Source organism: Streptomyces novaecaesareae (genome assembly GCF_000716875.1).
Lineage (GTDB): Bacteria > Actinomycetota > Actinomycetes > Streptomycetales > Streptomycetaceae > Kitasatospora > Kitasatospora novaecaesareae.
The window spans coordinates 1-13,095 of sequence record NZ_JNWQ01000011.1 but is presented as its reverse complement, the minus strand read 5'-3'; the positions used below and the strand labels follow the sequence as shown (position 1 = coordinate 13,095).

Annotated in this window: 11 protein-coding genes; 8 read left to right on the top strand and 3 right to left on the bottom strand. The window is 72.9% G+C overall.

All coding sequences use genetic code 11. From position 1 onward, the window contains the following. Positions 1-462, top strand: a complete 462-nt coding sequence (locus OP86_RS06165) for an Lrp/AsnC family transcriptional regulator (protein ID WP_030055546.1) — start codon at positions 1-3, stop codon at positions 460-462. A gap of 32 nt (positions 463-494) precedes the next feature. Here OP86_RS06165 and OP86_RS06160 read toward each other — a convergent pair whose 3' ends face one another. Continuing rightward, positions 495-1,079 (bottom strand): TetR/AcrR family transcriptional regulator, encoded by a 585-nt coding sequence (locus tag OP86_RS06160; protein ID WP_030055547.1) that lies wholly within the window; start codon positions 1,077-1,079, stop codon positions 495-497. 129 nt (positions 1,080-1,208) lie between these two features. Between OP86_RS06160 and OP86_RS06155 the strand changes: the two genes are divergently transcribed. The 3 genes from OP86_RS06155 (at position 1,209) to OP86_RS06145 (ending at position 6,180) form a co-directional block, all read left to right on the top strand. After that, positions 1,209-2,474, top strand: coding sequence for a glycosyltransferase family 39 protein (locus OP86_RS06155; RefSeq protein WP_078588431.1), 1,266 nt, complete (start codon positions 1,209-1,211; stop codon positions 2,472-2,474). 195 nt (positions 2,475-2,669) lie between these two features. Beyond that, positions 2,670-4,370: a phenylacetic acid degradation protein PaaN gene (paaN, locus tag OP86_RS06150; RefSeq protein WP_030055549.1), complete on the top strand. Its 1,701-nt coding sequence runs from the start codon at positions 2,670-2,672 to the stop codon at positions 4,368-4,370. Between the two features lie 322 nt (positions 4,371-4,692). Next, the gene (locus tag OP86_RS06145; protein WP_030055550.1) at positions 4,693-6,180 is read left to right on the top strand and encodes an FAD-dependent monooxygenase; all 1,488 of its coding nucleotides are present in this window, start codon (positions 4,693-4,695) and stop codon (positions 6,178-6,180) included. Positions 6,181-6,240: 60 nt separating this feature from the next. Here the strand turns inward: OP86_RS06145 and OP86_RS06140 are convergent, their stop codons facing one another. Further along, a complete protein-coding gene (locus OP86_RS06140; RefSeq protein ID WP_030055551.1) occupies positions 6,241-6,807 on the bottom strand; it encodes a CGNR zinc finger domain-containing protein in 567 nt (188 codons plus the stop codon). A 256-nt stretch (positions 6,808-7,063) separates the two neighbouring features. Here OP86_RS06140 and OP86_RS06135 point away from each other — a divergent pair, with 256 nt between their 5' ends. From OP86_RS06135 to OP86_RS06120, 4 genes are all read left to right on the top strand, one after another. Beyond that, entirely contained in the window at positions 7,064-9,220 is a 2,157-nt protein-coding gene (locus tag OP86_RS06135; RefSeq protein WP_078588430.1) for a protease pro-enzyme activation domain-containing protein, read from the top strand. 297 nt (positions 9,221-9,517) lie between these two features. Continuing rightward, positions 9,518-10,558, top strand: coding sequence for a hypothetical protein (locus tag OP86_RS37390; RefSeq protein WP_078588429.1), 1,041 nt, complete (start codon positions 9,518-9,520; stop codon positions 10,556-10,558). 198 nt (positions 10,559-10,756) lie between these two features. Further along, a complete protein-coding gene (locus tag OP86_RS06125) occupies positions 10,757-11,227 on the top strand; it encodes a VOC family protein (RefSeq protein WP_030055554.1) in 471 nt (156 codons plus the stop codon). Between the two features lie 36 nt (positions 11,228-11,263). Next, positions 11,264-12,175: a pyridoxamine 5'-phosphate oxidase family protein gene (locus tag OP86_RS06120; RefSeq protein WP_030255310.1), complete on the top strand. Its 912-nt coding sequence runs from the start codon at positions 11,264-11,266 to the stop codon at positions 12,173-12,175. 100 nt (positions 12,176-12,275) lie between these two features. Here OP86_RS06120 and OP86_RS06115 read toward each other — a convergent pair whose 3' ends face one another. After that, positions 12,276-13,028 carry a TrmH family RNA methyltransferase gene (locus OP86_RS06115; protein ID WP_030055556.1) on the bottom strand — a complete coding sequence of 251 codons (753 nt, stop codon included), beginning with the start codon at positions 13,026-13,028 and terminating at the stop codon, positions 12,276-12,278. Positions 13,029-13,095: the final 67 nt, after the last annotated feature.

The following is a 13,095-nucleotide window of genomic DNA, read 5'->3' as shown; positions in this document are numbered from 1 at the left end:
ATGTCGGCTGAACAGATGTCCAGACTCGACCGGGTCGACCGGTCGATCCTGCGGCTGCTGCAGCAGGACGGTCGCGCTTCCATCCGCTCGGTGGCCGAGCGGGTGCACGTGTCCCGGGCCAACGCGTACGCCCGGATCTCCAGGATGGTCGAGGACGGCGTCATCCGCGGCTTCACCGCCAGGGTGGACCACGAACGGGCCGGTCAGGCCGCGTCCGCCTACATCACCCTGAAGATCGTCCAGAACTCCTGGCGCACGGTCCGCGAGCAGCTGCTGGAGCTCCCGGGGGTCGCGCACATCGCCCTGGTCGGCGGGGACTTCGACGTCCTGCTGCTGGTGCACACCGCCGACAACCGGGCGCTGCGGGAGCTGGTGCTCAACCGCATCCAGTCCATCCCCCAGGTACTTGGTACACAAACCATGCTGGTGTTCGAGGAGACCGACCAGGTCCCGCCCGATTAGACGCCTACCGCTAGACGCCTACCGCCAGACGGCTACCGCGCCCGCAGCCCGTCGAAGGCCAGGTGCACCACCGCGTCCGCGACCCCGTCGGCGGCCTTCAGCCCCGGCCGGTACCACTCCACGATCGAGTTGATCATCCCGAACAGCAGCCGGGTGGCCAGCCGCGGCTCCACGTCCGCGCGCAGCGCGCCGTCCGCGACGGCCGCCCGCACCAGCTCGGCGACCTGGTGGTCGAAGTCCCGTCGGCGCTCCAGCGCCCACAGCTCGGTGGCCGTGTTGCCCCGCACCCGCAGCAGCAGCGTCACGTACGGCAGCTCCGCCAGCAGCACCTCCGCGGTGCGCCGCACCACGTGCTCCAGCCGCTCCACCGCCGGGCCCCCGACCGCGGCCGGCTCGGCCAGGATCGCGAACAGCCCGTCCAGCGCCCGCCCCACGGCCAGCCGCAGCAGCTCCTCCTTGCCGCGGACGTGGTGGTAGATCGAGGACTTGGAGATCCCGGCGGCCCGGGACAGGTCCTCCATCGAGGTGCCGTCGTAGCCGCGCTCGTTGAACACGTCGACGGTCACCGCGAGCAGTGACTCCACGGTGTAGGCGGTGCGCGTGGTGTGATCGGCCATCCTCCGAGTATCCCCGGCGGCCCCGCGCGGTACGCGATCGGGTCCGGCTGGTCCACACCGGCCGCGGGAGCGAAGCCCTAGAATCTGCGGACGATCCGTCCATGTCCAGCAGGCTGGGGTCCACGGCTGATGAACGCAATACCGGCAGTCGCCTCCGATGTGCCCGAGCAGCGCAGCGAGGACCCGCAGGACGCCTCACACGGCCTGCTGGACCGCGCCCGCGCGCTGGTCGTCCGCTTCGGCCCGGCCGTGTGGTGCTACGCCGTGCTCAAGCTGATCGGCTTCACCGTCTTCATGAAGCTGCTCTCCTTCGCCGGCGACTACGCCAAGAAGCCGGCCCGGTTCGGCGGCGGCGCCAACCCGTGGGACGTGCCGGCCAGCTGGGACGGCTGGTGGTACCAGCAGGTGGCCCAGTTCGGCTACCACCCGGCGCTGGTCCCGATCGCGGGGCCGGAGGGCTTCAACATCGAGCAGAACTCGGCCGCCTTCTTCCCGCTGTACCCGGGCCTGATGCGGCTGACCTCGGACGTCACCGGCCTCGGCCTGTACGGCGCGGGGATGCTGGTCTCGGTGGTGGCCTCGCTGTTCGCCGCCGCCGGGATCTACGCGGTGGTGGAGAAGCTGTCCGGGGACGTACGGGCCGGTGTGATCGCGGCCGGGATCTGGGCGATCGCCCCGGGCTCGGGCGCCGAGTGGGCGGTGTACTCGGACTCGACCTTCGTCGCGCTGGCCGCCTGGGCCTGCTACTGCGTGATGACCAAGCAGTGGGTCACGGCGGGGGCGATCACCCTGGTCGCCGGGCTCAACCGGCCGACCGCGGCGGCGCTGATAGGCGCGGTGGGCCTGGCCGCCCTGGTCGAGCTGTACCGGCGGGAGAGCGGCGTGCTGCGCCCGCTGGCCGCGATCCTGCTGGCCCCGATCGGCCTGCTCGGCTACGTCGGCTGGGTGGGCTGGAGGACGGGCGAGTGGGGCGGCTACTTCCGGCTGCAGCACGACGCCTGGCTGCACTACTTCGACTGGGGCCAGGGCACCTGGCACGCGATCCGCGGGGTGGTGCTGGGGCGCAGCGACTACCCCTTCGCCTTCCCGGTGCCGGACCTCCTCGCGACCCTGATCGTGTTCACCCTGCCGGTGCTGATCGTGCTGCTGGTCCGGTTGCGCCCGCCGCTGGTGCTGACCGCCTACACGCTGGCCACGATCGTCTCGGTGCTCGGCAGCCTCGGCATCTTCGGCAACGTCTCGCGCTACCTGCTGCCCGCGTTCCCGCTGTTCATCGCGCTGGCGATCGGGATGCGCAAGCTGAGCTGGCCGGTGCTGGCCACGGTGCTGGGCACCGGCGCGGTCGCCTCGGGCTGGTACGCCGGGTACGTGATCTTCGAGCTGGGCGTGCCGTAAACCCGGATCCAGCCGTAAACCCGGGTCACCCGGATCAGCGGCAAGCCCGATCAGCCGTAGCCCCGGAGGGCGCGTCCGCCACGGACGCGCCCTCCGGCCGTTGCGGCGCGATCCTGCCGCCCGCACCCTCTTGAGCCGACCGATCGTTCGGTTACTCTGTGACGTGTCCCGTCCTCCCCTCTGAGGAGCGCACAGATGTCCGCAGCGGTCACCCACCCCCTCGTCAGCGAGCTGGTCGAGCGCCACCAGGCCACCCTGGACGCCGCGCTCGACGCCGCCGCCAAGCGCGACTACTGGTCGCCCTACCCCGAGTTCCCGAAGGCCTACGGCGAGAGCGGCCCGGCGGACGGCAAGGCCGCCTTCGACGCCCTGCTCGGCGCCCCCTTCGCCCTGGCGGGCCACCCCACCGACGGCGACCAGGTCGGCGGCGAGGCCTCCCCGTACGGCATCGAGCTGGGCATCACCTACCCGCACGCCGGCCCGGACGCGCTGATCGCCGCGCTCACCGCCGCCCGCCCCGGCTGGGCCGCCGCCTCCCCGCTGGAGCGCGCCGCGGTCTGCATGGAGATCCTGCACCGGATCAACGCCCGCTCCCACGAGTTCGCCCAGGCCGTCATGCACACCACCGGCCAGGCCTACGGCATGGCCTTCCAGGCCGGCGGCCCGCACGCCCAGGACCGCGGCCTGGAGGCCGTCGCCTACGCGTACGCCGAGCAGACCCGGCTGCCGAAGCAGGCCGGCTGGACGAAGCCCCAGGGCAAGCGCGAGCCGCTGGTGATGACCAAGGAGTTCACCGTCGTCCCGCGCGGCCTCGCGCTGCTGATCGGCTGCAACACCTTCCCCACCTGGAACGGCTACCCCGGCCTGTTCGCCTCGCTGGCCACCGGCAACCCGGTGCTGGTCAAGCCGCACCCGCGGGCCGTGCTGCCGCTCGCGCTCACCGTCCGGATCGCCCGCGAGGTGCTCGCCGAGGCCGGTTTCGACGCCAACCTGGTCTGCCTGGCCGCCGAGCACGAGGGCGGCACCGTCGCCGCCGCCCTCGCGGTCCGCCCCGAGATCAAGATGATCGACTACACCGGCTCCACCTCCTTCGGCGACTGGCTGGAGGAGAACGCCCGGCAGGCGCAGGTGTACACCGAGAAGGCCGGCGTCAACGCGGTCGTCATCGACTCCACCGACGACTACAAGGGCATGCTGGGCAACCTGGCCTTCGCGCTCTCGCTCTACAGCGGCCAGATGTGCACCACCCCGCAGAACGTGCTGATCCCGCGCGGCGGCATCAGCACCGACCAGGGCGACAAGTCCTTCGACCAGGTCGTCGCCGACCTCGCCGGCGCCATCGAGGGCCTGCTCTCCGACGACGCCCGCGCCGCCGCCATCCTCGGCGCCGTGGTCAACCCGGGCGTGCTGCAGCGCTCGGCCGCCGCGGCCGGCGGCGAGTACGGCGAACTCGTCCTCGCCCCGCGCACGGTGACCTCCCCGGAGTTCCCCGGCGCGACCGTCCGTACCCCGGCCCTGGTCAAGCTGGACGCCGACAAGCCGGACGACCGCTCGGTCTTCCGCAGCGAGTGCTTCGGCCCGGTCTCCTTCGCCGTCGCCGTCGAATCCACCGCCGCCGGCGTCGAGTTGCTGCGCACCACGGTCCGCGAGAAGGGCGCCATGACGGCCTCCGGCTACACCACCTCGCCCGAGGTGGAGGCGCAGCTGGTCGAGGCCGCGCTGGACTCCGGCGTCTCGCTCTCGCTCAACCTCACCGGCGGCGTCTTCCCCAACCAGACCGCCGCCTTCTCCGACCTGCACGGCACCGGCGCCAACCCGGCCGCCAACTCGGCCTACTGCGACGGCGCGTTCGTCGCCAACCGGTTCCGCACGGTGGAGATCCGCCGGCACAGCTGAGGATTCGTACCGGCATCCCCCGGGCCCGTCTCCGAACTCCCGTCGTTCGCCCGGAGGGCGGGCGGGGCGGCGTTGGGGTGCGTGCATCGCAAGGCGGAGGAGGGAGGCGATGCGGAGCATCGGGCGACCGACGACAACGCAGCGAGGTGCGTGCACCGGCGTCGCCCCGCAGGCGAGAGTTCGGAGACGGGCCCGACTGGCCCCGGCGGTCACCCACCGCCGGGGCCCGGCGGTTCGCGGCCGCTGGGCCCCGGGGATGATGGAGGCTGGGAGAACGCCGGGAACGGCGTCCAACCGCCCTCAGAGCAACGGGAGCTGATACATGGCCGTGAAGCCGACGACCGAAACCGACGTCCTGATCGTCGGCGCCGGACCGACCGGACTGCTGCTGGCCGGCGACCTCGCCGCCGCCGGGGTCGGCGTCACCGTGCTGGAGAAGCGGGCCGCCGAGTCCAACCTCACCCGGGCCTTCGCCGTGCACGCCCGCAGCCTGGAGATGCTGGACGCCCGGGGCCTGGCCGACGAGCTGATCGCCACCGGCCGGCCGCTCGGCGCGCTGAAGATGTTCGACCGCCTCGGCATCGACCTCGGCTCGCTGCCCACCCGCTTCCCGTTCGTGCTGATCACCCCGCAGTACAACGTCGAACGGCTGCTCCTGGAGCGCGCCGAGAAGGCCGGCGCGACCCTCGTGCGCGGCGCCGAGGTGACCGGGCTGCGCCAGGACGCCGACGGCGTGACCCTGGAGACCGCCGACGGCCACGCCTACCGCGCCACCTACGCGGTCGGCACCGACGGCGTCCACTCCGCCGTCCGCGACCTGCTCGGCATCCCCTTCCCCGGCGAGTCCGTGGTCGACTCCGTGGTGCTGGCCGACGTCCGGCTGGAGCGCGAGCCCGCCGGGGCGATCACCGTCGGCGCCAACGAGACCGGCTTCGCGTTCATCGCCCCGTTCGGCGACGGCTGGTACCGGGTGATCGCCTGGGACCGCAACGAGCGCTTCCCGGACGGCATCACCCCCTCGCAGGAGCAGCTCACCGCCCTCGTCGGGGCCATCCTCGACGAGGACTACGGCCTGCACGACGTGCGCTGGAGCTCCACCTTCCACAGCGACGAGCGGCAGGTCCCCAACTACCGCTCCGGCCGGGTCTTCCTGGCCGGCGACGCCGCCCACTGCCACTCCCCGGCCGGCGGCCAGGGCATGAACACCGGTCTGCAGGACGCCGCCAACCTCTCCTGGAAGCTCGTCGCCGCCGTCAAGGGCCGGGCCACCGACGCCCTGCTGGACACCTACCAGACGGAGCGGCACCCGATCGGGAAGACCGTCCTGCGCACCTCCGGCGCGCTGATCCGGCTCGCCCTCGCCGAGTCCGCCCCGACCCGCGCCCTGCGCGGGGCGCTCACCGCGCTGGGCGGCCACCTCGACCTGGTCACCGAGCGCGGCGCCCGGCTGGTCTCCGGCATCGAGTTCTCCTACCCGGCCCCCAAGGGCGCCCACCCGCAGGTCGGCAAGCGCGTCCCGGACCTGCGGCTGACCGCCCTCAGCAAGCCCGTCGAGGGCGCCCCGGCCGCCCCCGAGCGGCTCTACGAGGCGCTGCGCGCCGGCGTGTTCGTCCTCGTCAGCAACGACGAACTGGCCGCCGCCGAGCCCTGGGCGGACCGCATGGTCTCCGCCGCCCCCGCCGACCCGCACGGCAAGCTGCGCGACACCGTCCTGCTGATCCGCCCGGACGGCTACGTCGCCTGGGCCGGCGTCGACCCGGGCCAGAACGAGCTCCGCACCGCCCTCACCACCTGGCTCGGGGCGGCCTGACCGACCGTCGGCGGGCGCGGCGCCACCCCCGCGTCCGCCGACCATTCGTTCGGTCGTCCGTTAACCCCGCGCCTTCTCGTAGTGCCGCGCGGCCTTCGCCCGATTCCCGCAGACCGCCATCCGGCACCACCGCCGGCGCCCGTTCTGCGAGGTGTCGAAGAAATACAGGATGCACGCCTCGTGCGCGCACTGCTTGATCCGCCGGGCGCCCCGGTCCAGCAGGTCCAGGAAGTCGTCGACGGCCAGCCAGGAGGCGAGCCACTCGGGCCGGTCCACCTCGACGCGCTCGGTCGGCCCTTCCGGGCCGAGCTCCCGGCGCAGCCGCCCCTGGCGCAGCACGCCGTTCAGCCGGGCCACCGCCTCGGCTCCCAACTCGCCCTTCCCGCACAGCTCCTGGACTGCGCCGGCGATCACCTCACGGGTCTCCCGCAGGGCCGTCAGCCCTGGGTCGGCCGTCCGGCAGCGGTCCGCGAGGCCGGCCGAGGCGAGCCAGATCCCGTAGCCGTCCGGCTCGGCGAGCAGGTCGTTGACGGGCGTCCCGGCCCAGCGCGTGTTGAGCAGGTCGAGCGCGAGCGGCTCGCCGATCAGCGGTCGCGGGTCCCTCGGGTCTGCCTTCACGTCAGTCATCGTTCTCCCTCGGCTCCAGCCGATTCTACGTCCGTGTCCGGCATCGCGAATTGGTATGGACCGACTCCGGAATTCCGGTCATTCACTGTATGGAATCCGGGAGTTTGCGGCTCTCCACACTTGACTGTTTTTTAGCAACGAATTGCTTGATCATGAGCCACATCGCACACGAGTTCTGTCATGTTCGAGCCAGCGTTCTCGACCCCGGAACGCCTGGCCCCTTGCCGGCCCCCACAGCCGGCCAGAGGAGGATCCGTTGCGCCCCCGTTCCCTTGCTCTCGCCGCGGCGATAGCCGTGCTGCCGCTGACCGCCGTCTCGCTCGGCGTCTCCGCCGCGCAGGCCGCCACCCCGAACGCCGCACCGCGCGTCTCCCTCCCGAACACCGTGAACCCCGCGGTGGCCCACTCGGAGAAGAAGGGCGACGTCCCGTCCGAGCAGCAGATCTCGGTGGCCGTCAGCCTGAAGCTGCGCAACACCGACGCCCTGGACCACTTCCTCACCGCGGTGGCCACCCCCGGCACCCCGGAGTTCGGCAAGTACCTGACGCCGGAGCAGTTCACCACCCAGTTCGGCCCGACCCAGGCGGACGTCGAGCAGGTCAAGGCCTACCTGGCCGCCCAGGGCCTGACCGTCACCGAGGTGAGCGCCAACCGCCAGGTGGTCAGCGCCCACGGCAGCTCCGCGCAGGTCTCGCAGGCCTTCGGCACCCACGAGAGCGCGTACGTCGACCCGCAGCTGCAGCGCGCGTTCTTCGCCAACGACGCCGCCGCCTCGATCCCCTCCGACCTGGCCTCCGTGGTCCAGGGCGTGAGCGGCCTGGACAACCACGCGGTGCGCAAGAACCGCCTGGCCAAGCCGAACTCGATCACCCCGAACGCCGCCACCGCGAGCCCGAACGGGATGTCCCCGGCCCAGTACACCGGCGCGTACAACCTGAACAAGACCGGCGCGGACGGCACCGGCGTGACGGTCGCCCTCTGGGAGTTCGACGGCTACAAGTCCTCGAACCTGACCACCTACGACTCGCAGTACGGCCTGACCGGCCCGGCCGTCTCCACCGTCTCGGTGGACGGCGCCAGCTACGACTCCGCCCCCGGCCAGGGCCAGGGCGAGGTCGAGCTCGACAGCGAGATCGTCCGCGGCGCGGCGCCCAAGGCCACCCAGCTGGTCTACGAGGCCCCCAACAGCGACCAGGGCGAGATCGACATGGCCAACAAGATCGTGGCCGACAACCGGGCCTCGGTCATCTCGATCTCCTGGGGCTCCTGCGAGCCCGACACCACCGCCGCCTCGATGACCGCGGTCGACAACGCCTTCAAGCAGGCCGCCGCCCAGGGCATCTCGATCTTCTCCGCCTCCGGCGACGACGGCTCCCGCGACTGCACCCGCTCCACCAGCGGCTCCACCGTCAAGGCCGTCGACTTCCCGGCCTCCAGCCCGCACCAGACCGGCGTCGGCGGCACCAACCTCAAGGTCACCAGCAGCAACACCTACTCCTCGGAGAGCGCCTGGAGCACCGCCGGCGGCGGCGTCTCCACCGTGTTCGCCAAGCCGAGCTGGCAGACCGGCACCGGCGTCAGCGGCACCATGCGCACCGTCCCGGACGTCTCCTCCAACGCCGACCCGCAGAGCGGCTTCGCGATCTACACGGCCGGCGGCTGGCAGGTCTACGGCGGCACCAGCGCGGCCGCGCCGCTCTGGTCCGGCTACGCGGCCCAGTTCAACCAGAAGGCCAAGGCCGCCGGGCAGCCGGCTCTTGGCGAGGCGAGCCCCCGGCTCTACTCCGTCGCCAACAGCAGCAGCTACGGCAGCACCTTCCACGACGTGACCACCGGCGCCAACCAGGACTTCTCCGCCAAGGCCGGCTACGACCAGGTCACCGGCTGGGGCTCCCCGGTCGCCGACGCGCTGACCACCGCCCTGCTCGGCGGCAGCACCACCCCGCCCTCCGGCGGCTGCACCGCCGCCCAGCTGATCGGCAACGGCGGCTTCGAGACCGGCACCGCCGCCCCGTGGACGACCTCCAGCGGCGTCGTCGACAACAGCTCCTCCCAGGCCGCCCACTCGGGCAGCTGGAAGGCCTGGCTGAACGGCTACGGCTCGACCCACACCGACACCCTGTCGCAGACCGTCTCGATCCCGGCCGGCTGCGCCTCCGCCAAGCTGACCTTCTGGCTGCACATCGACACCGCGGAGACCGGCACCACCGCGTACGACAAGCTGACCGTCCAGGCCAACAGCACCACGCTGAAGACCTACTCCAACGTGGACGCCGCCGCCGGCTACGTACAGCGCACCCTGGACCTGACCTCCTTCGCCGGCCAGACCGTGACCATCAAGTTCACCGGCACCGAGGACTCGTCCCAGCAGACCAGCTTCGTGATCGACGACCTCGCGCTGAACGTCAGCTGATCACCGCCAGGTAGCACCACCGATACCCCCGCCGGGGCGGCGCCGTCAGGGCCCGCCCCGGCGGTGTCGCGCCCGGCGGGCCGCCCGTCCGGGAGCCCCGGGTAAGCCCTGTGTTTCCGGACTGTTTCAAGATCGATAACCATCCGGTCGACCTGCCGTGACCACTGTCATACGCACGACTGATGACGTAGCCTCTCGACCGTGCATAGGGTTCCCCAAAGCTCGGTGAAGCCGCAGGCGGCGCGCCCCGGCGTCGGCCAGGTCCCACCGAACGCACCTGGTGGGGAGGGTCACCGTATGGCCGCACAGCAACCTCAGGACGCCGCGCGGCTGCGGCTGGTCGGATCGCATACGGACCGACCGGGGCCGCCCGCGCCCGGCTCGGCCCCGGCACCCGCACCGGCACCGGCCCCCGCACCGGCTCCGCCCGCCACCCGGCTCGCCCCGGTCGGCGGCTTCGCGGACACCCTGCACCTGGCCATCGAGGCCAGCGGCCTCAGCCTGGACCGGATCCGCGCCGCCCTCGCCCAACGCGGCGTCAGGGTCAGCGTCACGACGCTGAGCTACTGGCGGCGCGGCCGCAGCCAGCCCGAACGGGCCAGCTCGCTGCGCGCCGTCCACCTGCTGGAGGAGCTGCTCGGCCTGCCGCACAGCGCGCTCTCCTCGCTGCTCGGCCCGCCCCGCCCGCGCGGCCGCTGGGCCGCCACCGCCAACACCCTGCACCTCGGGCTGGAGGACGTCTGGCCGGGCGAGCAGGAGATCGCCTCGATCTTCGCCGAGCTGGACGCCCCGCCGGCCGGCGAGCTGGAGCGCCTGAGCATCCACGACTCCTACTACGTGGACGGCGAGCGGCGCGCCAACCTGCTGCGGATGCGCCAGGTGGTGCGCGCCACCGTCGGCGGCGTCGGCCGCTGCCTGGTCGTGCACAAGGCCGACGAGGAGGCCACCGGCTGCCCCGAGATCACGTCGGTGCGGCACGGCCGGCTGGGCCGGGTGCGCCGCCGCCCGGAGGTCGGGCTCACCGTCGCCGAGCTGATGCTGGACCGCCCGCTCGGCCTCGGCGACAGCACCGTCTTCGAGTACGAGGTGGAGATCCCGCCGGGCGGCCCGACGCTGGAGTACAGCCGCCGCTTCGCCACCCCGGTGCGCGAGTACGTGCTCCAGGTGCACTTCGACCCGGCGGCCGTCCCGGCGCACTGCGAGCGCTACGACCGCGAGCCGGGCGCCGACGTCGACCACCGCCGCGAGCAGCTGTGGATCGGCGCCTCGGCGAGCGCCCACGTCCTGGCCCCGGACCAGCAGCCGGGCCACATCGGCATCCGCTGGGAGTGGGCGTAGCCCCACCGCCCCACCCCGCTCTAGGAGCCCCGTCGGACCATCAGGTCCGGCGGGGCTTCCGCATGTCGGCCCCTCCGCAGACCTAACCACTTCAACGCCTCATGCCGGTTGACGCTTCATCACCTAACTCCTACTCTCATGAGTACCGGTTAGGCAGCAGCCTCGCCGGAAGCCCCAGCCCCACGGGAGTGACCAGGCATGTCCAGCACCACCCTGCTCCGCACCCTGCAGACCGGCCACGTGGGCCTCAACGTCACCGACCTCGCGCGCTCGATCGACTTCTACCGCGCCGTCCTCGGCCTCCAGATCACCCACGAGGGCACCGACCCCGAGCGCCGCTACGCCCTGCTCGGCCGCGACGGCCGCCTGGTGGTCACCCTCTGGCAGCAGAGCACCGGCACCTTCGCCACCGCGAACCCCGGCCTGCACCACCTCTCCTTCGAGGTCGAGAGCCTCGACGAGGTCCGCGCCACCGAGCGGCTGCTGCGCGAGCTGGGCGCCGAGTTCGCCTACGACGGCGTCGTCCCGCACAGCGAGGGCTCCGCCTCCGGCGGCATCTTCTTCACCGACCCGGACGGCATCCGGCTGGAGGTCTACACCCGCAGCGGCGTGGCCGAGACCGAGGCCACCGCCCCCACCACCGGCGCCCCGACCTGCGGCTTCTTCTAACCACCGCCGTCCGACCAGCCCCGGGGGGAGCCGACCATGACCACCATCAGCACGCCGTACCACGCCGGCGAGCGGACCGCCCAGGCCCGGGCCGGCCGGACCGAACGGGCCGACCACGCCGGCCGGTCGATCCGCAGCACCATCCCCGCGGTCGCCGCCCGCTTCCTGACCGAGCGCCGGATGCTGGTCGTCGGCGCCGCCGACCAGGACGGCCGGGTCTGGGCCACCCAGCTGGCCGGCCCGGCCGGCTTCCTGCGGGCGGCGGACGAGCGGACCATGGCGGTCGCCGCCCGCCCGGCCGGGGACGATCCACTGGCCGAGGCGCTGGCCCGCCCGGCCCGGGTCGGCACCATCGCCCTGGACCCGGCCGGCCGCCGCCGGATGCGGCTCAACGGCGGCTCCGTCCCGGACGGCCGGGGCGGGCTGCTCGTCGGCGCCGACGAGGTGGTCTCCAACTGCCCGAAGTACATCCAGCGCCGCACCCCGCTGGACCGCCCGGCCGCCGGCCCGCCCCGCGCGCTCGCCACCGGCCCGCGGCTGACCACCGCCCAGCTCCTGGCCGCGGCCACCGCGGACACCTTCTTCATCGCCACCACCGGCCCGGACGGCAGCGTGGACGCCTCCCACCGAGGCGGCTTCCCCGGCTTCCTGGAGGCGGTCGCGCCCGACCGGCTGCGCTGGCCGGAGTACCCGGGCAACAGCATGTTCCTGACCCTCGGCAACCTGGAGCTGGACCCGCGGGCCGGCCTGCTGCTGCCCGACTGGGAGACCGGCGGGGCGCTGCTGGTCACCGGCGAGGCCCGCACCGACTGGTCCGAGCAGGCCCGGCAGGCCGTCCCGGGCGCCGAGCGGATGGTCGAACTGGCCGTCACCGGGGTGGTCGAACTCGCCGACGCCACCCCGCTGACCTGGACCGACCCCGAGTACTCGCCCGCCATCCCGCACTGACCCGGGAGCCCTGAGGTCACCTCCCGGCCGAAGGCCGGGCGAGGGCCGTCACCCGCCCGGCTGCCGCCTCTTCTCCTGACACCTCCCCCTTTCCGCTGCCTCACCGCTTCCCGGACATCCAGTGGAAGAGCCCCATCGCGACACTGGTCGCCAGGTTGAAGCTGGACACCCCCGGCTGCATCGGCACCGCGACCAGCCGGTCGGCCCGCGCCTTGAGCTCCTCCGAAACCCCGTGCCGCTCGGTGCCGAAGGCGAGCAGCGCATCGTCCGGGAACGGCAGGTCCCGGATGTCCGTACCTTCCGGATCCAGCACGAACAACGGCCCCGCGGGCAGCTGCGGCAGGGTCAGCCGCTCGACGGCGGTGGCGAAGTGCAGGCCCGCACTGCCGCGCAGCACGTTCGGATGCCACGGATCCAGATCCCCGGTGGTCACCACCCCCGTGGCACCGAACCCCGCCGCCAACCGGATCACCGCCCCGACGTTCCCCAGATTCCGCGGATTCTCCAACACCACCACCGGCGCCCGCCGCGGCCGCGCACCCAAAGCCGCCAGGTTCGCCTCCGCCGAGGGCCGCACCGCCAACGCGATCACCCCCGTCGGATGCAGCCGGGGCACCAACGTCCGCAGCACCACCTCCGGCAGCTCCACCGCAAGCGCATCAACCGCCGCAACCACATCCCCCGCCAACTCGGCACCCAACGCCGCCAGCGCGCCCCGATCCGCAGTCAGCACCCACCGGACGTCACCCCCGAACCGCAGCGCGTGCTTCAACGCATGGAAGCCGTCCAACAGCACCGCCCCCGGCTCCCCCTCAGCCGCCCGCCACGCCCGCACCAGCTCCTCGTCGTCCATGCCGCCCACTCTGCCACCCACACCGCAGCACCCACCCACACCCAGCCACCGCCAGCCACCCCCACCC